General features: G+C 66.6%; 18 protein-coding genes. 15 read left to right on the top strand and 3 right to left on the bottom strand.

Annotated elements, in window-relative coordinates; genetic code table 11:
- Nucleotides 1–64: 64 nt before the first annotated feature.
- Nucleotides 65–2,674, bottom strand: coding sequence for a ribonuclease E/G (locus tag E7773_RS04345; RefSeq protein ID WP_293989042.1), 2,610 nt, complete (start codon nucleotides 2,672–2,674; stop codon nucleotides 65–67).
- Between the two features lie 480 nt (nucleotides 2,675–3,154).
- On the opposite strand from E7773_RS04345, the gene E7773_RS04340 reads away from it, so the two are divergent.
- The 4 genes from E7773_RS04340 (at nucleotide 3,155) to E7773_RS04325 (ending at nucleotide 8,980) form a co-directional block, all read left to right on the top strand.
- Nucleotides 3,155–4,405 carry an N-acetylmuramoyl-L-alanine amidase gene (locus E7773_RS04340; protein ID WP_293988664.1) on the top strand — a complete coding sequence of 417 codons (1,251 nt, stop codon included), beginning with the start codon at nucleotides 3,155–3,157 and terminating at the stop codon, nucleotides 4,403–4,405.
- A gap of 64 nt (nucleotides 4,406–4,469) precedes the next feature.
- Nucleotides 4,470–6,980: a transglycosylase domain-containing protein gene (locus E7773_RS04335; RefSeq protein WP_293988662.1), complete on the top strand. Its 2,511-nt coding sequence runs from the start codon at nucleotides 4,470–4,472 to the stop codon at nucleotides 6,978–6,980.
- A 69-nt stretch (nucleotides 6,981–7,049) separates the two neighbouring features.
- On the top strand, nucleotides 7,050–8,177 hold the full coding sequence (gene prfB / locus E7773_RS04330; RefSeq protein WP_293988660.1) for a peptide chain release factor 2: 1,128 nt from the start codon (nucleotides 7,050–7,052) through the stop codon (nucleotides 8,175–8,177).
- Nucleotides 8,178–8,278: 101 nt separating this feature from the next.
- Nucleotides 8,279–8,980: a class I SAM-dependent methyltransferase gene (locus E7773_RS04325; RefSeq protein WP_293988657.1), complete on the top strand. Its 702-nt coding sequence runs from the start codon at nucleotides 8,279–8,281 to the stop codon at nucleotides 8,978–8,980.
- On the opposite strand, the gene E7773_RS04320 is transcribed toward E7773_RS04325, so the two are convergent.
- On the bottom strand, nucleotides 8,977–9,369 hold the full coding sequence (locus E7773_RS04320) for a JAB domain-containing protein (RefSeq protein WP_293988654.1): 393 nt from the start codon (nucleotides 9,367–9,369) through the stop codon (nucleotides 8,977–8,979). The two genes, E7773_RS04325 and E7773_RS04320, sit on opposite strands and share 4 nt — an antisense overlap.
- A 107-nt stretch (nucleotides 9,370–9,476) precedes the next feature.
- Between E7773_RS04320 and E7773_RS04315 the strand changes: the two genes are divergently transcribed.
- The 10 genes from E7773_RS04315 (at nucleotide 9,477) to rpsI (ending at nucleotide 18,939) form a co-directional block, all read left to right on the top strand.
- Entirely contained in the window at nucleotides 9,477–10,271 is a 795-nt protein-coding gene (locus tag E7773_RS04315; protein ID WP_293988652.1) for a thymidylate synthase, read from the top strand.
- Nucleotides 10,268–11,134: a hypothetical protein gene (locus tag E7773_RS04310; protein WP_293988650.1), complete on the top strand. Its 867-nt coding sequence runs from the start codon at nucleotides 10,268–10,270 to the stop codon at nucleotides 11,132–11,134. The genes E7773_RS04315 and E7773_RS04310 overlap by 4 nt, the downstream gene beginning before the upstream one ends.
- The gene (locus tag E7773_RS04305; protein WP_293989040.1) at nucleotides 11,131–11,598 is read left to right on the top strand and encodes a dihydrofolate reductase; all 468 of its coding nucleotides are present in this window, start codon (nucleotides 11,131–11,133) and stop codon (nucleotides 11,596–11,598) included. Before E7773_RS04310 ends, E7773_RS04305 begins: the two co-directional genes overlap by 4 nt.
- A 32-nt stretch (nucleotides 11,599–11,630) precedes the next feature.
- A complete protein-coding gene (locus tag E7773_RS04300) occupies nucleotides 11,631–12,557 on the top strand; it encodes a bifunctional riboflavin kinase/FAD synthetase (protein WP_293988648.1) in 927 nt (308 codons plus the stop codon).
- Between the two features lie 290 nt (nucleotides 12,558–12,847).
- The gene (gene ileS, locus E7773_RS04295) at nucleotides 12,848–15,742 is read left to right on the top strand and encodes an isoleucine--tRNA ligase (RefSeq protein WP_293988646.1); all 2,895 of its coding nucleotides are present in this window, start codon (nucleotides 12,848–12,850) and stop codon (nucleotides 15,740–15,742) included.
- Nucleotides 15,742–16,269 carry a signal peptidase II gene (lspA, locus tag E7773_RS04290; protein WP_293988644.1) on the top strand — a complete coding sequence of 176 codons (528 nt, stop codon included), beginning with the start codon at nucleotides 15,742–15,744 and terminating at the stop codon, nucleotides 16,267–16,269. The genes ileS and lspA overlap by 1 nt, the downstream gene beginning before the upstream one ends.
- On the top strand, nucleotides 16,262–16,675 hold the full coding sequence (locus E7773_RS04285; protein ID WP_293988642.1) for a DUF3035 domain-containing protein: 414 nt from the start codon (nucleotides 16,262–16,264) through the stop codon (nucleotides 16,673–16,675). The genes lspA and E7773_RS04285 overlap by 8 nt, the downstream gene beginning before the upstream one ends.
- 101 nt (nucleotides 16,676–16,776) lie before the next feature.
- Nucleotides 16,777–17,811 (top strand): COX15/CtaA family protein, encoded by a 1,035-nt coding sequence (locus E7773_RS04280; protein WP_293988639.1) that lies wholly within the window; start codon nucleotides 16,777–16,779, stop codon nucleotides 17,809–17,811.
- 121 nt (nucleotides 17,812–17,932) lie between these two features.
- Complete coding sequence (gene rplM, locus E7773_RS04275) at nucleotides 17,933–18,412, top strand: 50S ribosomal protein L13 (RefSeq protein WP_293988637.1); 480 nt, start codon at nucleotides 17,933–17,935, stop codon at nucleotides 18,410–18,412.
- Entirely contained in the window at nucleotides 18,412–18,939 is a 528-nt protein-coding gene (gene rpsI, locus E7773_RS04270) for a 30S ribosomal protein S9 (protein WP_293988634.1), read from the top strand. The genes rplM and rpsI overlap by 1 nt, the downstream gene beginning before the upstream one ends.
- Before the next feature lie 177 nt (nucleotides 18,940–19,116).
- Here rpsI and E7773_RS04265 read toward each other — a convergent pair whose 3' ends face one another.
- Nucleotides 19,117–20,967 carry a hypothetical protein gene (locus tag E7773_RS04265; RefSeq protein WP_293988631.1) on the bottom strand — a complete coding sequence of 617 codons (1,851 nt, stop codon included), beginning with the start codon at nucleotides 20,965–20,967 and terminating at the stop codon, nucleotides 19,117–19,119.
- Between the two features lie 269 nt (nucleotides 20,968–21,236).
- On the opposite strand from E7773_RS04265, the gene E7773_RS04260 reads away from it, so the two are divergent.
- Complete coding sequence (locus E7773_RS04260; RefSeq protein ID WP_293988628.1) at nucleotides 21,237–21,755, top strand: hypothetical protein; 519 nt, start codon at nucleotides 21,237–21,239, stop codon at nucleotides 21,753–21,755.
- The last annotated feature ends 7 nt before the right edge of the window (nucleotides 21,756–21,762 follow it).

The following is a 21,762-nucleotide window of genomic DNA, read 5'->3' as shown; positions in this document are numbered from 1 at the left end:
CAATCCGGCCGCGGCCCTGCGCTCCGGCGAGTGAACCCGCCATGAAGCGCAGGGCCGCGCGTCCTTACGCGCCGAAGGTGCGCTGCCACCAGCCGCCGCGGCGCGGTTGGCCGTCTTCGTCCACACCCGCCGCAGCGTCGGCAGGCGCGGCGCCATCGGCGTCGGGAGCCGGCGCGGTTTCGTCGGCGTCGTTCGCCGGAGCCGGCGCGGGTTCGGCCTTCTTGCGGCTGCGCTTGGGCTTGGCGGCCGGTTCTTCGGCAGCTGCTTCGATCGCCGGTGCCGGAGCTTCAGCGGCGGCGGGCTCGGCCTTCTTGCGCGAGCGCTTGGGCTTGGCCGGTGCCTCCGCTGCGGGCTCGGGCGCCGCTTCGGCGACCGGCTCGGGCGCGGCGGTTTCTTCGGCGGCCCGCGCGCGGGGACGGCGGCGCGAGCGCTTCGGCGCGGCATCGGCATCCGCCGCATCTGGCTCGACCGTCACGGGGACGTCGGGATTGGCGTGAGTCGCGACCACGGCACCAGCGTCGCCGGCATCGGCTTCGTCCGCCGACGGTGCGACATCGCTGTTGCTCTCACCCCCACCGTCACCACGACGGCCGCGCCGGCCGCGGCGACGCCCGCGACCACGGCGCGGTTCGCCACCTTCCTCGTCGGCGCTCCCGTGCTCGGGCGAGTCTTCGCCTTCCTCTCCGGCCTCACCCTCGGGCTGCTGCGCGACATGCTCGTCGCCGCCTTCCTCGCCCTCGGGACGGCCCCGGCCGCGCCGGCCGCGGCGGCGGCGGCGGCGCTTGCGGCCTTCGCCGTCTTCGTCCGCCGAGCGCTCGCGGCGTTCGCCGCGCTGCGGGCGATCTCCGTCTGCCTCGGCTTCGTCCTCGGCGTCGTCGATCTCGTCCTCGACGAAATCGTCTTCCTCTTCTTCGACAACCACCTCGAACTTGGGCTGGTAGGCGGGCGGCGGACCGCTCGTCTCGACCGACATGCGCGCCCCTTCGGTTTCCCCGTCGGGCAGGATCACGACCTGGACGCCGTAGCGGTCCTCGATCTCGGCGATGTCGGCGCGCTTCTTGTTGAGCACGTAGATCGTCGCTTCCTGGCTGGCGCGCAGCGTCAGGATCGACCCGCGGCCGCGCGCGGCCTCGTCCTCGATCAGCCGCAGTGCCGACAGACCGGCCGAGGATGCGGTGCGAACCAGGCCGGTGCCCTCGCAGTGCGGGCACTGGCGCGTGGAGGCTTCGAGCACGCCGGTGCGCAGCCGCTGACGGCTCATTTCCATCAGCCCGAAACTCGAAATCCGGCCGACCTGGATGCGCGCGCGATCGTTCTTCAGCGCCTCCTTCATCGCCTTCTCGACCTTCCGGACATTGGAATTGTTGTCCATGTCGATGAAGTCGATGACGACGAGGCCGGCCATGTCGCGCAGCCGCAGCTGGCGTGCGATCTCGTGCGCGGCCTCAAGGTTGGTCGCGGTCGCGGTCTGCTCAATCGAATGCTCGCGGGTCGAGCGCCCCGAGTTGATATCGATCGACACCAGCGCCTCGGTCGGGTTGATCACGAGGTAGCCGCCCGACTTGAGCTGGACGACCGGGTTGTACATCGCCGACAATTGTTCCTCGACGCCGGCGCGCTGGAACAGCGGCACTGGGTCGCTGTAATGCTTCACGCGGCGCGCGTGGCTCGGCATCAGGAGCTTCATGAACTCCTTCGCCTGGCGATAGCCCTCGTCGCCCTCGACGATCACCTCGTCGATGTCCTTGTTGTAAATGTCGCGGATCGCACGCTTGAGCAGGTCGCTGTCGCCATAGACGAGCGCGGGCGCTGCGGAGGCGAGGGTAGTTTCGCGGATACCGTCCCACAGGCGCGCGAGATAATCGAAGTCGCGCTTGATCTCGACTTTGGTGCGCTGGAGTCCCGCCGTGCGGACGATGCAACCCATCGATTGCGGCAGCTTGAGGTCGGCCATGATCGACTTCAGCCGCTTGCGGTCGCCGGCGTGCGAAATCTTGCGGCTGATCCCGCCGCCGTGCGACGTGTTGGGCATCAGCACGCAGTAACGCCCGGCGAGCGACAGATAGGTGGTCAGCGCCGCGCCCTTGTTGCCGCGCTCTTCCTTGACGACTTGGACCAGCAGCACCTGGCGGCGCTTGATCACGTCCTGGATCTTGTAGCGGCGGCGCAAGTTCATGCGGCGCTCGCGCAGCGCGTCTACCTGGTCCTCGGACCCGCCCCGGCGGCGGCGGTTGCGGCCGACGCTTTCCTTCTCGGCGGCGACGTCCTCGTCGGGCGCGCCGTCGTCGTCGAGCCGCTCGATCTCGTCCTCGCTGGGCTCATGATCGTGGTCATCGTCGTCGTGATGCTCGTCGTCTTCGGCGTCGAGCTCGGCGCGCAAGGCGGCTTCCTCGGCGGCGTGCTCGGCTTCCTCGCGGAGCAACGCGTCGCGATCCTCCTTGGGGATCTGGTAATAATCGGGGTGGATTTCCGAAAAAGCGAGGAATCCGTGACGGTTCCCGCCATAGTCGATGAACGCCGCCTGCAGCGACGGCTCGACCCGCGTGACCTTGGCTAGATAGATATTCCCCTTGAGCTGCTTGCGCTCGGCACTCTCGAAATCAAACTCCTCGATGCGGTTTCCCTTGACGACCGCCACCCGGGTTTCCTCCCGGTGGCGTGCGTCGATCAACATACGCATGGTCATTTAGTGTTCTCCGGGCGCGCCGATCCCGTGTCAGGGGAGGGGGCGCGCCGATAAGTCGCGCGCTGCCGGCAAATCGCCGGGCGGTGCGGTTGGGTGGATGTGCGTCTTTCGCTCGTCGCGCACGCCCGGGCGCGCGGCCCGGGACAACCCCGTCGACGCAGCCGCCGGCCAAGGCCGGGCGGAGCGGGAAACGGGAAAAATGCAACATTGCGAGCGTCAACCTGGATAGGCCGCCTGACCCGATAACGCCGGGGCGGCCGTTGGACCGGACCCACGCAATACGCGCGAAAGCCCGGTTGTCGGTGGAAGTAGCATCCCCGACGCTCCGCTTCAACTGGCAGCATGTTGCCGTTTTTGCCGGCAAAAATATGCCGAATTGCCGGTTAACCTCATCGCTTCACCGTGTGGCAGCGCGGCCGCGCCAATACCCCTGACCAATTCGGGAGTTCGAAAGGGGTTCTTTCGCACATGGTTTTTCGCTGGACCGGTAACAAGCCGGCGCGCCATTACGTGCGCGTGTCGTTCATCCTCTCCCTGCTGGCTCTGTGGTTCGGCGGCACCCCCGCCTGGGCAGGCACGATCCAGCGCGTCGAGGTGAAGAACGATTCGGTCGTGGTCACCTTCGACCAGCGCGTTGCCGACGCATCCAGCTTCCTGCTCGCTTCGCCGCATCGCGTCGCGCTCGACGTCAACGGCGCGAGCCCCGGCGGGACGGTCGAGGCTGGCGGTCTGATCGGCGCGGTGCGCGAGGGCGCGCGCGACGGTGGTGCTCGCGTGGTGTTCGACCTGACGCGCCCCGCGGTGATCGCCAGCGGCAAATTCGGCGCGAGCGGCCGCGTGCTGACGCTGCAGCTCAAGACGGTCGACGATTCGGATTTCGCGCGCGCGGCGGCCGAGGGCAAGCTGCGCTTCCTGCCGCCGTTCAACATGCCGGATGCAAGCCTGACCCCGGCGCGGTACCAAGTGTCGCTGCCGGTCCCGAGTCCGAGCAAGACGCTGGCGCTGCCGCGCGTCGAGGGCGACGCCGACCGGCCGCTGGTGGTGATCGATGCGGGGCACGGTGGGTTCGATCCCGGCGCCATTTCGCCAACCACCGGGCTCAAGGAAAAGGACGTGACGCTCCGCATCGCGAAGGCGATCCGCGACGAGCTGCTCAAGTCCGGCCGCGTACGCGTCGCACTGACGCGCGAGGACGACCGGTTCCTGGTCTTGCAGGAACGCTATGGGATCGCGCGCAAGCTGAAGGCCGATCTGTTCATTTCGATCCATTGCGACAGCGTCGGGACGGGCGATGCCTCGGGCGCCTCGGTCTATACTTTGTCCGAGGTCGCCTCCGACAAGGAGGCCGCCAAGCTCGCGTCGCGCGAGAACAAGGCGGACATCATCGGCGGGATCGATCTGGGCGGCGAGAATGCCGACGTGTCGTCGATCCTGATCGACTTGACCCAGCGAGAGACCATGAACGCGAGCGCGGCGTTCGCGCGGCTGCTCGGTCGCGAAGCGTCGCCGCTGATGCCGCTCCGCCCCAACTTCCACAAGATGGCGTCGCTGATGGTGCTCAAGGCACCCGACATGCCGTCGATCCTGTTCGAGACGGGATATATCTCAAATCCCAACGACGCCGCCTTCCTCGATTCGCCCGATGGCCGCCGCCGCATCGCGATAAGCGTGGAACGCGCGGTCGAGATCAATTTCGCGAAACGGCTCGCGTCGAACTGACGACGCGGCACGGTCCGTCGATCCCCGCTGGAAAGCGCTGTCGTTCCTGCTAATGCGGCGCGTGATGTCGGCGGCCAGTTCGGAAAATACCAGTACCAGGATTCGGCGCGAGGCCGGCGCGTTCGGTGCCTTCGCGCGCCGCGCGTGGAAGCGCTGGTGGGTCAAGGTGCTCGCGTTCTTTGCCGCGCTGATCGCGCTGGCGTACGTCGCCTTGCTGATCTTCGTGCTGCCCGGTCTGCCGTCGGTCGACACGCTCAAGACCTACGAGCCGCCGCTGCCGTCGAACGTCCGCGATACCAACGGCATGCCGGTCTACACCTATGCGCGCGAGCGGCGGGTGCAGCTGAGCTTCGACGAATATCCCAAGCTGCTCGTCGCCGCCTATCTGTCGGCCGAGGACAAGACCTTCTTCTCGCACCACGGCGTCGATTATCTCGGCGTCGTGTCGGCGGTGTGGGACAATATGTTCAGCAGCAAGCGCGCGCGCGGCGCCTCGACGATCACGCAGCAGGTCGCGAAGAACCTGCTGACCGGCAATGAGCACAGCTACAGCCGCAAGCTCAAGGAAGCGATCCTCGCCTATCGCATCGAGAATGTGTTGACCAAGCAGCAGATCCTCGAAATCTACCTCAACACGATCTTCCTCGGCCGCAACGCGTACGGCGTCGAGGCGGCGGCGCATGCTTATTTCGACAAGGACGTCAGCCAGCTGACGCTGCCGCAATTCGCCTATCTTGCGATCCTGCCCAAGGCGCCGTCGGGCTACGACCCCGATCGCCAGACCGCGCGCGCGCTGGCGCGGCGCAACTATGTGCTCAACGAGATGCTGGCCAATGGCTACATCACCCAGGCGCAGCACGACGCCGCCGAGGCATCGCCGCTCGGCACGGTGAACAAGCGCACCGCGTCGTTCGAATCAGTTCCCGGCTATTTCATGGAGGAAGTGCGCCGCCAGCTGATGGAGAAGTTCGGCGAAAACAGCGACGGCGGGCGTAACCCGTACAGCGTCTATGCCGGTGGTCTCTGGGTGCGCACCTCGTTCGATCCCAACCAGCAGGCGCTGGCGCAAAAGGCGCTGCGTGACGGACTGTTGCGATACGATCGCGGGCGCGGCTGGACCGGGCCGCTCGGGCATGTCGAGATCGGCCAAAGCTGGCAGAGCGCGCTGCTCGGCAGCAATATCGCGCTCGATTACGAGGATTGGCGCGCGGGAATCGTGATCGACGCGAGCGGCGATTTCCGCCTAGGCTTCGCCGACGGATCGACCGGCACGATGCCGCGCGGCGCCGCGTCTATGCCGATTCGCGGCGGCGGCGGCTCCGCGTCGGGCGCGATCAAGGTCGGCGACATCCTGGCAGTGTCGCCTTCGGGCGGGGGCTTCACGCTCCAGACGATCCCCAAGATCTCGGGCGGCTTCATGGTCGAGGAGCCGGCGACCAGTCGCGTGCTGGCGATGCAGGGCGGGTTCGACAGCCGAGTCCAGGCGTTCAACCGCGTGACACAGGCGATGCGCCAGCCGGGGTCGACGATCAAGCCGATCGTCTATGCGGCGGCGCTCGAGAACGGGCTGACCCCGGCGTCGATCATCGTCGACGGCCCGTTTTGCGTCAATCAGGGCGCGCGGCTGGGGCAGAAGTGCTTCAAGAATTTCGGCAACGAAGGTGGCTCGGGGCCGCACACATTGCGCTGGGGGCTCGAACAATCGCGCAACCTGATGACGGTGCGCGCCGCCGCGCAGATCGGGATGCCCAACGTGGTCAAGCTGATGGATGCGATCGGTGTCGGCAAATACAAGCCCTATCTCGCTTACTCGCTTGGCGCGGGCGAGACCACCGTGTCGCGGATGGTCAACGCCTACTCGATACTCGAGAATAACGGGCGCGGGCGGCCGTCGACGCTGATCGATTACGTCCAGGACCGGCATGGCAACGTGATCTGGCCGGACAATTGGCGCGCGTGCGACCGCTGCAACGCGCCCGACTGGAACGGCAAGCCGATGCCGCGCCCGGTCGTTCGCCTGAAGCAGATCGTCGAGCCGATGAGTGCGTACCAGATGGTGCACATCGCCGAGGGCGTGATCCAGCGCGGCACCGCGGTGGTGTTGCGCGACCTCGACCGGCCGATGTTCGGCAAGACCGGCACCAATACCGGGCCGAAGGACGTGTGGTTCATCGGCGGCACGCCGCAGATGATCGGCGGGGTCTATATCGGGTACGACAGCCCGGTGAACCTGGGCGGCTACGCACAGGGCGGCACGCTCGCCGCGCCGATCTTCAAGGAATGGGCGGTCAAGGCGTACGAGGGCATGCCCAAGATCCCGTTCCGCGCCCCGCCAGGCATCCGCATGGTACGGATCGACCGCACCAGCGGCCGCCCGGTGTTCGGCGCCTGGCCGAACGACAAGGATCCCAAGCCCGCGGTGATCTGGGAAGCGTTCAAGCCCGAAAGCGAGGTGCGCCGCGCGCCGATCCGCCGCGACTTGCCGACCCCGACCGCGACCAAGGCACCGCCGCCGCCCAAGCCCGCCGATTCGGGCGACGGCGATTTCTTGCAACGGCAGGGCGGTATCTACTAGGTCTGCATCCTATATTGCTGCGCGCGCGGCGGGTTTCCGTGCGCCCGTGTTCTGAATGGAGTTCTCCCGATGCGCGCCGAGGCGCAATCGCATGTCGATACGATCAACGAGGCGCTGGCGCTGCTGCGGCGGTTCCTCGACTGGGACCGTGCGCTTCGCCGGCTCGACGAACTGAACGCGCGGGTCGAGGACCAGGCGCTGTGGAACGACCCCAAGGCTGCGCAGGAGGTGATGCGCGAACGCCGCCGGCTCGACGAGGCGATCGCGGCGACGCGTGAGATCGAGAGCGAGCTCGCCGACAATATCGAGCTGGTCGAGATGGCCGAGGCCGAGGGCGATGCCGAGATGGAGAGCCAGGCGATCGACGCGCTGGCCGAGCTCGCGAAGCGCGCCGACCATGACAAAATCCAGGCGCTGTTGGCCGGGGAGGCTGACGCCAACGATACCTATGTCGAGATCAATGCCGGCGCCGGCGGGACCGAGAGCCAGGACTGGGCGGGGATGCTCAGCCGGATGTACCAGCGCTGGGGCGAACGCCATGGCCTGAAGGTCGAACTGATCGATCAGCATTCGGGCGAGCAGGCGGGGATCAAGTCGGCGACGCTGCTGCTCAAGGGCGAGAATGCCTACGGCTATGCCAAGACCGAAAGCGGCGTCCACCGCCTCGTCCGGATCAGCCCGTATGACAGCGCGGCGCGGCGCCACACCAGCTTCGCGAGCGTGTGGGTCTATCCGGTGGTCGACGAGAATATCGAGGTCAATTACAACGAAAGCGACCTGCGCATCGACACGTACCGCGCGAGCGGCGCGGGCGGGCAGCACATCAACACGACCGACTCCGCGGTGCGCATCACGCACATCCCCACCGGCATCGTCGTGCAGTGCCAGAACCAGCGCAGCCAGCACAAGAACAAGGCGGAGGCGTACAACCAGCTTCGCGCGCGCCTCTACGAACGCGAGCTCGCCGAGCGCGAGGCGGCGGCGAACGCCGAGAATGCGACCAAGACCGATATCGGCTGGGGGCACCAGATCAGGAGCTACGTGCTCCAGCCCTACCAGCTGGTGAAGGACCTGCGCACCGGCGTCACCTCGACCAGCCCGTCCGACGTGCTCGACGGCGATCTCGAACCATTCATGGCCGCCGCGCTGTCGCAGCGCGTGACCGGCGAAGCGGTCGAGGTGGAGGACGTCGATTGATGATGGCCGCCACTTCCTTCCTCCGTTCGCTTCGAGCGAAGTCGAGAAGCGGTCATCCCACCAGCGTGCCTCGACTTCGCTCGACACGAACGGGATGGGGGTTGGCTACGCTCGCCTTGCTCGCCGCATGCGACGGCGGGCCGGCGACGGTGCGCGAAAAGCCCGACGATGCGGGCCCATTTCCTGCCGCCGACCGCCCGGTCGCGCGAATCGTATCGCCGCGCTGGTCGACCGAGGAAGCGCGCGACCGCCTGAACGAATCCGGCGAGGTGATGGACAAATCGGGCGTCACCAAGGGGATGACCGTCGCCGATATCGGCGCGGGCGAGGGCTATTATACGATCCGCCTGGCGAGCCGTGTCGGCAAGGACGGCCGCGTGCTGGCCGAGGATATCGTGCCCGAAGTACGCGACGCACTGGCGCAGCGCGTCGCGCGCGACCGGCTCGACAATGTCAGCGTGAAGCTGGGCGAACCGGCCAACCCCAAACTGCCCGACAATGGCAGCTTCGATCGCGTGCTAATGGTGCACATGTACCATGAGATCGAGCAGCCGTACGAGTTCCTGTGGCGCATCCGGCCTTCGCTCAAGCCAGACGGCCAGATCGTGGTGGTCGACGCCAACCGCCCGACGCAGGACCACGGCACGCCGCCCAAGCTGCTGCAATGCGAATTCGCCGCGGTCGGCTATCAACTGGTGGCGTTCGACGAGATGCCATCGGCGGGCGGCTATATGGCGCGGTTCCGCGCGGTCGGCCCGCGTCCCGAGCCCAGGGACATCAAGGCATGCCGCCTAGGCGGCTAAAGATAGCCCTCGTCGCGCAGGCTGGTACAGCCGTCGGCCCCGAGGATCAGGTGATCGACCAGCCGCACGCCGATCGCGTCTAGCGTGCGTGCCAGTCGCACGGTGACCGCCAGATCGTCGTTGCTCGGCCGGTGGTCGCCGCTCGGATGGTTGTGCGCCATCAGCACCAAGCGCGCGTCGAGCGAGAGCACGTCGCGTGCGACTTCGCGGATCGGCACGGTGGCGGTTTCGTGATCGCCCGACGCACAATGCCGCGCGCCGAGATAGCGCCATTCCGGATCGAAATACGTGAAAGCAACGGCTTCGCGTGGTTCCTGCGCAAGGCTTGCGAACAACCCGCGCGCCCATTCGCGGTCGCGATACGTGGGTTGCTCAGGTAGCGATGCCATCCGCGGATGCTGCGCAGAGTGCCGTGCTCCGCCCAAGCGACGACCTGTCCACAACGGAGTTTCCGACCGTGCTTGGCGGCCCCGGCGGCGCAGGCTAAACGACAGGCATGCGGCAATATCTCGACTTGATGCAGCGCGCGCTCGACTATGGCGCCGAGCAAATGGACCGCACCGGCACCGGTACGCGAAGCGTGTTCGGGCACCAGATGCGCTTCGATCTGAGCCAGGGCTTCCCGGTGCTCACCACCAAGAAGCTGCACCTGCGATCGATCATCGTCGAACTGCTGTGGTTCCTGCGCGGCGACACCAACGTCCAATGGCTCAACGATCGCAAGGTCAGCATCTGGGACGAATGGGCCGACGAGAACGGCGACCTCGGCCCCGTCTACGGCAAGCAATGGCGCGACTGGGCGACGGCGGACGGTAGCCACGTCGACCAGATCGCCGAGCTGATCGAGACGCTGAAGGTCAACCCGGCGAGCCGCCGGATGGTGGTGAGCGCGTGGAACCCCGGCGAGCTCCACGCGATGGCGCTCGCGCCGTGCCACTGCCTGTTCCAATGCTATGTCGCGAACGGCAAGTTGAGCTTGCAACTCTACCAGCGCTCTGCCGATATATTCCTTGGGGTCCCGTTCAACATCGCGAGCTACGCGCTGCTTACCCACATGCTTGCGCAACAGACGGGTCTGGACGTCGGCGAGTTCGTCTGGACCGGCGGCGACTGCCACCTCTATTCGAACCATCTGGAGCAGGCGCGCGAGCAGCTCAGTCGCGAGCCTGGACCGCTCCCGAAACTCGAAATCCTGCGCAAGCCGCCGTCGATCGACGATTACGAATACGAGGATTTCCAGCTCGTCGGCTATGAGGCGCAGGCGCACATCAAGGCGCCGGTGGCGGTATGAAGAAGCTGGCGCTGCTGGCCCTGCTGCTTGCCACGCCACTGGCGGCGGCGCCTCAGGTTACCAGAGTCGTGCCGTCGGTTGCCGACCCGGCGGTCAAGCAGTTCGACGAACCATCGCTCGTGATCGCCGATCCGGCGCTGCCCGCGGATGCCGCGTTGGCGGTGTTCCTGACCGGGACCGGGGGCAAGCCCGAGAACACGACGTCGATGCTCGAGACCATAGCGGGACAAGGCTATCGCGCGATCGGCCTCGAATATAACGACGTGCCGGCGGTGATGCAGGTTTGCCCGACCGACCCCGATCCCGACTGTTCGGCCAAGTTCCGCGACGCGCGCGCCTTCGGTAGCGATTTCGCGGCGACGCCCAACGCACCGGCGGAAGCGATCGTCCCTCGGCTGGTCGCGGCGCTGCGCTGGCTCGACAAGCAGCAGCCGGGGATCGGCTGGGGGCGCTATCTCGACGGCAATACGCCGCGCTGGGACCGCATCGCGATCGGCGGATTGTCGCAAGGTGCGGGCATGGCCGCCTATATCGCCAAGAAATACCCGCTACGCCGCGTCGTGCTGTTCTCCAGCCCGTGGGACTTCACCGGCGCCGACCGCCACCCGGCGCCGTGGCTGTCGTTGCCCAGCGCAACGCCGATGGACCGTTGGCAGGCGGCGTATAACCAGCGCGAGAATACGGTGCCGCTGATCCGGGCCGCCTATCGCGCGCTGCGCATTCCGGTCGACCAGATCCACGTGTTCGATCTCGACTTGCCGGCGGGGATGCAGCCACGTGGGCCCAACCCCTATCATCCGATCGGCATCCGCGACGTGCGGTACCGTCCGCAATGGCAGGCGATGTTCGGGCGCGGGTCCTGATCACGCTGATCCTCGCGCGCGCCGACAACGGCGTGATCGGGCGCGACGGCAAGCTGCCGTGGCACCTTCCCGCCGATCTCAAGCGCTTCAAGGCGCTGACGATGGGCAAGCCGATGATCATGGGGCGCAAGACGTTCGACAGCTTCCCCGCGCCGCTCCCCGGACGACGGCACATCGTGCTGAGCCGCGACCGCGATTGGCGCGCGGACGGGGCGGAGGTAACACATTCGGTCGACGAGGCGCTAGCGCTCGCGGGCGACGATGCGGCGGTGATCGGCGGCGCGGAGATATTCGCGCTGTTCGCATCCCACGCGGATCGGGTCGAGTTGACCGAGGTGCATGCGGACGCCGTGGGCGACGTGACGGTCCCGCCCTTCGCTGGCTGGCGCGAGGTCGCGCGCGAAGATCATGCCGCAGAGGGTGACCGCCCGGCCTACAGCTTCGTCGGCCTCGAACGCGATTGAGTAACCGGCGCGGCCCGCCTAAAGGCGCCGCCATGCAGCGGCTTTCCAGCGGCTCGGCGGTGCCGGATGCGTTTCGCGGCGGGTACGTCGCGCTCGGCAATTTCGACGGGTTTCACCTCGGGCACCAGGCGGTGGTCGGCGCGGCGGTGGCGCGCGCGCGGGACGCCGGGGGGCCCGCGATCGTCGCGACGTTCGACCCGCACCCGATGCGCTACTTCCGGCCCGACAGCGATTGGTTCCGGCTGACCAGCCTCGACCAGCGCGCCGCGCTGTTCGCCGCCGCGGGCGTGGACGCGATGTACGTCTTCGAGTTCGACGCCGCCCTCGCCGCGCTGTCGGCGGAAGCGTTCGTCGCGCAATGCCTGGTCGGCGATCTCGGCGTGGCCGGGGTCGCGACGGGCGAGGACTTCACCTTCGGGAAAGGCCGGAGCGGCGACATCCCGCTGCTGCGCGCGCTGGGTGCGCTGAACGGCTTCGCGGTCGATACGATCTCGCCGGTGCAGCTCGACGGCGAGACGGTGTCGTCGACGCGCATCCGCGAGGCGCTGCGCGCCGGCGATCCGCGCGCGGCGGCGCGGCTGTTGACCCGGCCCTATACGATCGAGGGCACGGTGCAGCACGGCGACAAGGTCGGGCGCACGCTCGGCTATCCGACCGCGAATATAGACATGGCGAATTACCTGCGGCCGAGGTTCGGGATTTACGCGGTGCGCGGGCGATTAGCCGACGGCCGCGTGCTCGACGGTGCGGCGAACCTGGGTGTGCGCCCGACCTTCGACCCGCCGCGCGAATTGCTCGAGCCCTATTTCTTCGACTTCAACGGCGACCTGTACGGCCAGAGCATCGCGGTCGAGCTGATCGACTTCATCCGGCCCGAGGCGAAGTTCGACAGCCTCGACGCGCTGAAGGCGCAGATGGCGGATGACGTGGCGACGGCGAAGCGGCGCCTCCAAAGTTGACACTAGGTTGACACTATCGACGGCGTTGCGACGCCGTCGTCTTGGCTGACCGAATCCAACGAATTCAAAGAGCTGGACGACGTTGGCAGCCGAAATCCAACATTGCCAGCACAATCCTCCCCGGGACGGGGAGGGGGATCGCCGAGCGTAGCTCGGTGGTGGAGGGGGCGGACGGCAGGCGAATCGTTCGCGGCCCGCCCCCTCCGTCAGCACTTCGCGCTGCCACCTCCCCGTGAACGGGGAGGATTTGGATGACGCGCTCGGAAACCTCCGCTAATGCCCGCCAACCTATGACTGATCCGACCCCTCCCGCCGATTACCGCGACACCGTCTTCCTGCCCAAGACCGACTTTCCGATGAAGGCCGGGCTCGCGGCGAAGGAGCCGGCGATCCTCGCGCGCTGGGCGGCGATGGATCTGTACGGGAAGCTCCGCGAGCAGCGGAAAGACCGCAAACGCTTTATCCTCCACGACGGCCCCCCCTACGCCAACGGCGACATCCATATGGGCCATGCGATGAACAAGGTGCTGAAGGACATCGTCGTCCGCAGCCAGACGCTGCTCGGCAAGGACGCGCCGTACGTTCCGGGCTGGGACTGCCACGGCCTGCCGATCGAGTGGAAGGTCGAGGAAGCGTATCGCGCGAAGAAGCTGAACAAGGACGACGTGCCGGTCGCGCAGTTCCGCGCCGAATGCCGCGCCTATGCCGAGAAATGGGTCGCGGTGCAGCGCGAGCAGTTCGAGCGGCTCGGCGTGATGGGCGAATGGGACGATCCGTATCTGACGATGAACTATGCGTCGGAAGCGGTGATCGTCGGTGAATTGCTCAAGTTCGCCGAAAGCGGCCAGCTCTATCGCGGCGCCAAGCCGGTGATGTGGTCACCCGTGGAAAAGACCGCGCTGGCCGAGGCCGAGGTCGAATATGAGGATGTCGTGTCGACGCAGATCGACGTGGCGTTTGAGATAGCGGAAGCTCCTAACGCTCCGGATGGCATGTGGGATTCCGAGGTCGTCATATGGACTACGACGCCGTGGACGATCCCGGTCAATCAAGCGATCGCTTACAACCCAGATATCGAGTACGCCGTTTATCTCGTCGGCAATGGCGACGAGATGAGATCGGTTCTGATCGCCGAAAAGCTCTTCCCAGAGTTCGAGAAACGGACGGGCTGGACGAACGAAGATCCTGCCGGGCAACCCCGTTGGCGGTTGAAGCCTGAGCATTTTGTCGGATTGATTGCCCGCCACCCGATGCACCATCTCGGCGGCTTCTTCGCGCGGCCGCGCCCGTTCCTCCCTGGCGATTTCGTCACCACCGATCAGGGCACGGGCCTAGTCCACATGGCGCCCGATCACGGCGAGGACGATTTCCTGCTGTGCAGGGCGCACGGCATCGACCCGGTGTTCGCGGTCGACGGCGCGGGCTTCTATCGACCCGACTGGGCGTGGCTCGGCGGGCAGGGGAGCGTCATCAACAAGAAGTTCGTGGCGTCCGACGGGCCGATCTGCAGCGATCTGCGGAGCGTTGGCGCGTTGCTAGCGGCGAGCGACGATTTCGCGCATTCCTATCCGCATTCGTGGCGATCCAAAGCCAAGGTGATCCAGCGCGCGACGCCGCAGTGGTTCATCCCGATGGACCAGAGCCAGCGCGGCGCGGGTGCGACCCCGGCCGAGGCGCTGATGCCGCCGCTGCCACCTATGCTGGACAATACGCCCGGGTTCGATCCGATGCTCGGCCATGCGCAGGGTAACGGCCCGACGCTGCGCGAACTCGCGCTCGATGCGATCGAGCGGACGCGCTGGGTGCCCGAACGCAGCCAGAACCGCATCCGATCGATGGTCGAGGGCCGTCCGGACTGGGTGATCAGCCGCCAGCGCGCGTGGGGCGTGCCGATCGCGCTCTACGTCAACCGCGCGACGGGCGAATACCTCCGCGACACCGCGGTCAACGATCGGATCGTCGACGCCTTCAAGGCGGGCGGCGCGGATGCATGGTTCACCGCCGACCACCAGGCGCTGCTCGGCCCGAACTACGCTCTCGCCGATTACGAGCCGCAGAACGACATTCTCGACGTGTGGTTCGATTCCGGCTCCAGCCACGCCTTCACGATCGAGGCGCGCTATGGCGAGGGCGTCCGCGCGGACCTCTATCTCGAAGGCTCGGACCAGCATCGCGGCTGGTTCCAGTCCAGCTTGCTCGAAAGCTGCGGCACGCGCGGCCGCGCGCCATACGATGCCGTGCTGACACACGGCTTCGCGCTCGACGGCAACGGGCGCAAGATGTCGAAGAGTCTCGGCAACGTCGTCGATCCGCTGAAGATCATCCAGGAATCGGGCGCCGACATCCTGCGCATGTGGGTCGCGTCGACCGACTATTTCGACGACGTGCGGATCGGCAAGGAAGTGCTCGGCACCGCGTCCGACGCGTATCGCAAGCTGCGCAACACCTTCCGCTATCTGCTGGGCGCGCTCGATGGGTTCGACGAGAACGAACGAGTCGCGACGGACGACATGCCCGAGCTCGAACGCTACGTGCTCGACCTGCTCGGCCAGCTCGATGTCGAATTGAAGGCGGCGGCGGAAGGGTTCGAGTTCAACCGCTATCTCCGCCTGCTCACCGATTTCGCGCAGGACGATCTGTCGGCGTTCTTCTTCGATATCCGCAAGGACTGCCTCTATTGCGACGCGCCGACCGACCCCAAGCGGCGCGCGTATCGCACTGTGCTCGACACGCTGTTCCACGCGCTCGTCCGCTACGCCGCGCCGATCCTGTGCTTCACCGCCGAAGAGGCGTGGCAGACGCGCTTCCCGAGCGAGGCCAATGCAGCGGATGCAGGCTCGGTGCACCTCCTCGACTGGCCGGTGCTGCCCAAATTGCCCGGCGACATGCCGACCGCGACCAATTGGGACGACATCCGCCGCCTGCGCGTGCAGGTGACCGAGGCGATCGAGCCGTTCCGCCGCGACAAGGTGATCAAGTCGAGCCTCGAGGCTGAGGTGACCGTGCCCGAGCTGCCCGCCGACGCCGATGCGCTGGCCGAGACGTTCATCGTCGCGAAAGTCGCACAGGGCGACTTGTCGGTCGCGCGTACCGATTTCCATAAATGCGGCCGTTGCTGGCGCCATCTGCCCGAAGTGGCGGCGGACGGTGGCCTGTGCGACCGCTGTGCAGAGGCAGTGAAGTGATGGGGAAGGTGCCCAAGGTCGGGCTGATCGCGGCGATCGCGTTCTTCGCGGTCGATCAGGTCATCAAGTGGCTCGTCGTCGGACCGATCGGTCTGACCTATGAAGGCGCGGAGCGCGAAGTCCTGCCGATCTTCAAGCTGCAGAACGTCCACAACCCCGGCGTGTCGCTCGGTTTCCTGCGCGTCGCGCCCGAACATTCGTGGATGCTCGTCGTCCTCACCGGCGCCATCGCGCTCGCGGTGCTGGTATGGATGTGGCGCGAAGCCAACCGCACCGACCAGTTCGCGCTCGGCATGATCGCGGGTGGGGCACTCGGCAATATCGTCGATCGCGTGCGGCTCGGCTACGTGCAGGACTATGCCGATCTGCACTTCGGCACCTGGTCGCCGTTTTTGACCTTCAATCTTGCCGACACCGCGATTACGGTGGGGGTGCTCATCCTGCTCGCGCGTGCCTTGCTGGTGCGTGACAAGCCCAAGACTGTGCAGGGCATAGAGCCGAGCGAAGTGGAGAATTCGAATGCGTAAGCTTGTGTCGATCGTCGCCGTTGCGGGCGTTGCCGCGTTGCTGTCCGGATGCGCGCATCGTAGCGGGTTCGACCGGGCACGCCCCGACGAATATGCCGTCGCGCGCAGCCAGCCGCTGGTCGTGCCGCCCGATTTCTCGCTGCGCCCGCCGCAGCCCGGCGTCGCTCGCCCGCAGGACAACAACCCGTCGGCACAGGCGCTCGACGCCTTGTTCGGCGGCCCCGCGCCGCGCAGCCAGGCCGAACGCTCGACGCTCGACCAGGCCGGCGGTGATTCGGCGAGCCCGGGCGTTCGCTCGGATGCCGGCGATCCCGACACCAAGATCGTCGACAAGGGCGGCACCACGCGCGACATCGTCGCCGCGCCCGAAGGTGACGGCCAGAACGCGCGGGTCGCGGCGAACTGATTTGCCGTCACCCCAGCGAAAGCTGGGGTCTCGTGCAGCATTGCGATCCAGCCTGAGATCCCAGCTTTCGCCGGGATGACGGGATGGGTATGGGCGCGGCCATGTCATCGATCCGAACCATCCGCCCCCGCGCCATCGCCACCTGGCTCTACGCCGTCGCCGCGCTGATCGTCGCGATCGTCGTGGTGGGCGGGGTCACGCGGCTCACCGAATCGGGGCTGTCGATCACCGAGTGGAAGCCGCTGACCGGGATCGTCCCGCCGCTGACCGACGCGCAGTGGCAGGCCGAGTTCGCCAATTACCGCCGCATCCCCCAGTACGAGGCGCTCAACCACGGCATGACGCTCGCCGGGTTTCAGGCGATCTTCTTCTGGGAATATCTCCACCGCTTCCTCGGGCGGATCATCGGGATGGCGTTCCTGATTCCGTTCGTCTGGTTCGCGGTCAGGCGGCAGATTCCGCGCGGCTATTTCTGGCGGCTGTTCGCGCTGTTCGCGCTAATCTGTCTGCAAGGGACGTTCGGCTGGCTGATGGTGCGGTCGGGGCTGACGCACCGGACCGAAGTCGCGCCGGGCTGGCTCGCGACGCATCTGCTGACGGCGCTGTTCACCCTCGCCGGGATGGTGTGGACCGCGCTCGACCTTCGCAGACTGGCGCGCGATCCGGCGGCGCGGCCGGCGCGGCTGACCGGATTCGGGCTGGCGGCGGGCACCGTACTGGCGGTGCAACTCCTCTACGGCGCGCTGATGGCGGGCCTTCGCGCAGGGTTGGTCGCGAAGGACTGGCCGCTGATGAACGGACAGCTCTTCCCCGGCGCGACGCAGAGCGGTGAATCGCTCGGCATGATGCTGTTCGACGATCCGGCCATCGTCCATTTCATCCATCGCTGGTGGGCGTGGGTCGTGGTCGCGATGCTGGTGCTGCTCGCGCGCAGGGTGAAGCCGATCGACCGCTGCGCGTCGGTCGCGATCCACATCGCGTTCGGGACGCAGATCCTGCTCGGTATCTCGACGGTGATGAGCGAGGTGAACGTGACGCTCGCCGGGCTGCATCAGCTCGTCGGGGCGTTACTGGTGGTCGCAGTGACTTGGGGCATCCACGTCGTCGGACGCGGTAAACCGTCTCCGGTATCATAATACCCGTCAGCAAAAGCGCGGTTTTGCTTGACTTTGTGCGTGTCAGTCTGCATCTGGCCGCCACCGACGCGGCTGGGCAACCGGCCGCGCTTCTTATTTCATAACCAAGAGGTCACAGCCCATGAAGGCGCTGATGAAGACCACCAAGTCGGCCAAGCCGCACGAAGTGGAAAAGAAATGGCACATCGTCGATGCCGACGGCCTGGTGGTCGGTCGCGCCGCGGTGGTGATCGCCAACGTGCTGCGCGGCAAGCACAAGACCAGCTATACTCCGCACGTCGATTGCGGTGACAACGTCATCGTCATCAACGCCGACAAGGTGAAGTTCACCGGCAAGAAGCTGGCCGACAAGGTCTATTACAAGCACACCGGTTACGCCGGCGGCATCAAGGGTATCACCGCGGGCAAGGTGCTCGAGGGTCGTTTCCCGGAGCGCGTGCTGGAAAAGGCGGTCGAGCGGATGATCCCGCGCGGGCCGCTGGGCCGTCAGCAGCTGCGCAACCTGCGCATCTTCGCCGGTGCCGAGCATCCGCACGAAGCGCAGAACCCCGAAGTTTTGGATATCGCGGCGATGAGCCGCAAGAATAAGGTGGGCGCATAATGGCCGATGAACGCCAGTCCCTCGCCGATCTCGGCAACGTGATCAGCCAGACCCCGGACGCGGTCGTTGCCGCGGCGGACACCAACAACAGCGGCCCGGCGCCCGAGCCGGCCCCGCTGCGCGAGCAGGAAATCGACGCGCAGGGCCGCGCCTATGCGACCGGCCGCCGCAAGGACGCCGTCGCGCGCGTCTGGCTGAAGCCGGGCACGGGCAAGATCACGATCAACGGCCGCGATTTCGAGAATTACTTCGCGCGCCCGACGCTGCGTCTCGTCATCAACCAGGTGTTCGGCGTCGCCGAGCGCGAGGGCCAGTATGACGTCGTCGCGACCGTCAAGGGCGGTGGGCTGTCAGGCCAGGCCGGTGCGGTCAAGCACGGCATCAGCCAGGCGATCACGAAGTACGAGCCGATCCTGCGCACGCAGGTGAAGCGCGCCGGCTTCCTGACCCGCGACAGCCGCACCGTCGAGCGCAAGAAGTACGGCCGCGCCAAGGCGCGTCGCAGTTTCCAGTTCTCGAAGCGTTAAACGAGCCTGGAATAGCGCGAGCTATTCAAGGACTCGTAGCGCCGGCCGGCGGGGCAACGCCCCGTCCGACCCCCGCCTTAGCGGGGGCAGGCTCACGGATTTATTCCGTGGCGGCGCTGCAAAAAGAAAGGGCGGCCCCGCAACGGGCCGCCCTTCTTGTTTGTGGCGTCCTAAGCCCTATCCTTCCGGATGCGGCGGCGCCGGCGGGACATTGGTCGTCGTGATCGGGCCGCTGCCGCCGTCGCCACCATCAATCTGCTTGCGCCGCGGCACGCCGATGCGCGGCAGCAATGCCCACGGCGATACCGGAGTGTGGAGGACGCCGAACGACGTGAGATCGTCGACCTTGACCGTCACCGGTGACAGCTTGCCGAACGCTTCGAACACCCCCGGCGGGACCGCGACCGGCGATTTGACCAGCGACGCGCCCGCCAGCACCGTCGGCACGGCGTTGCTGAGGAAATAGGACAGCACCCCGCACACCAGATAGATCGCCATGACGACCAGCAGGTCCAGCACCACGATCACGATTGCGGCGCTAGCGAACAGGAACGCGAGCACGCCGGACAGCGCGCCGAATACGAGGATGGCAGCGATCAGCGCCCATGACGGGCTCACGCTGGCATCGACGAAGAGCGGGTCCTTGTCTTCGATCACTCGCAAGTTGGACAATGCCGCGACATCGTCCAGATCGAACGTCACCGGCAGGACGAATTCCGCGCTCAGCTTGAGGATCGACGACACGGCACTGTTGAGGAACGGGACCGGGTTGGGAATGTCCTGGACGAACTTGCCGACCAGCGAGAAGGTCTTCGCCTCGTTATCCTGGCCGTCGATGCAGACCGATATGCCGTCGGTCGGGCCTCCGCCCAGCGCGAAGGCGCCGAACGACGCGGTCACGCCGGTGAAGTTGACGCAATTGCGATGCGGCTGGTCGCGGACGTCATGGTGCGGCGTAGTCTGGATCACGCCCTTCTTGGGCAACACGAACGCCGGTAATTGCTCGACCAGGCAGACGAGGAGGTCGAGGACGAAGGCATTGCCGATCAGAACGTGGCAGCCAGTCGTCCCGACGTTCGGATTGGGCACCTGGGTCTCGATCGTGCCGGTCGATCCCGGCCGCAGAAATGCGACCTGCAGGTTATAGCCGTTCGCCGCCGACGCGGTCAGCGTGGCGTGCGCGCTCGACGGCAGCGCGCCGACATCGCACGACGTCGTGCCATCGTGCGCCGGGAAGATCACGCGGCCGGTTTCGGCGACCAGCAGCGTCAGCGCCTCGTCGAGCGCGCCGCGGACGACACCGGCGATCGGTGCGATCAGCGTATCGACCATCGCGATGTCGATCGGCACTTGCACGGGCAGGGCGAGCTGCCCGATCAGCACATCGACCGCGCTCTGCAGTTTGGGCAGCAATGTGGCGGCCAGATTGGGGTCGATCAGCGTGGGTGGCAGCACGCCGACCGGGCCTGTCACGAACATCAGCCCGGGCCGTGTGGTGATCGTGGGCGAGGAAACCGACAGGCGCGCGATCGACGACATGATTAGCGGCATGTTCGGGGTCAGGTCGAGCGGGACCGGTGCCACCGCTGGGAGCGGGATGCCGGGCACGTCGAGCGTGGCGGGCAGCCCCAGCGTTCCCGAAAGCGGCGGCAGATTGAGCGCGCCTGCACCCGTGCCGATGTTGAGCGGGCCGCTGAAGACGATGTTGGTCAAACTGCCGGTTTGCGCCGGAAGCTCGACCGGTTGCGGACCGAGCGCGATCTGCACGCCGTCGGACCTCGTTAGAACGTGGATCAGCGCTTCGGCCGTCAGTTCGATCGTCGCGACGATTTCGAGCCCGTCGGTGGGCACGGTGCCGGGAAATTCGGGGATCAGATTGGTGATCCGCATCCGCGCGTTGGCGAAGCCAGGGAGTGCGATCGGCAGCGGAGCCTGCAGCCGCTCGAGCGCAGGGCCGAAGATGCGCCACAGCCCGTCGACGAACGACTGGCCGCCGATCGTGACGACGACATCGAAGGGTACCGCCATGGCTCGCTCTCCCTTATTGTTTGATTCTCGAAACCTCCCGATGCAACACGCCATGGACCGCGCACGCCGATCCGAACTGCAATGGCCAAGAGAGAGTATCGATGGGTCGTGCGACGGTCCATCGAAAAGCTATTCGCGGCGACGAAGCGCAGCAAAAAGACGGAATTGTTGCCTATAACGACCGATAAATGGCCGATCGCGGCCTTAGGACGCACCGCAGCGACATGGCAGAACGAACCAAAGACTATCAGATATTCGAAATGGATGAGATGACAACTGACATTGGTGAGCCGTCCGTTGCACGGCCGTCCGGCGACATCGCCACCGCCATCGTGGCGTTTCTGCGGGGTATCGGCATCGCGGTCGAGGCGAGTCCGCTGGCCGAGGACGGCCAGCTCGCCGCGATGGCGGTGCGCGAGGGCGCGCTCCATTACGATCCGGCGCGGCTCACGCATCCCGGCGATCTGCTCCATGAGGCCGGACATCTCGCGGTCACCCATCCTGCCATCCGCGCGAGCGCGAGCGATACCAGCTTCGGCGCGGTCGAAACCGCCGCAGCCGACGAGATGGCAGCGATCGCCTGGTCGTATGCCGCGGCGACGGCGATCGGTATCGATCCCGCGCTGGTCTTTCACGACGACGGCTATGGCAAGGGCGGCGGCGGCTATCTGGCCGAGAATTTCGCGGCCGGATGCTATGTCGGCGTGCCGATGCTCGAATATTATGGGCTGGCGGCGCGCGAAGGCGAGGGCGAGCGCTATCCGGCGATGCAGCGGTGGCTGCGGTAGCGCGGCT

The sequence above is a fragment of the Sphingomonas sp. genome (assembly GCF_004799495.1).
Taxonomy (GTDB): Bacteria; Pseudomonadota; Alphaproteobacteria; order Sphingomonadales; family Sphingomonadaceae; genus Sphingomonas.
Note: the sequence above shows the minus strand (reverse complement) of the source record. Positions and strands in the feature narration are given on the sequence as shown.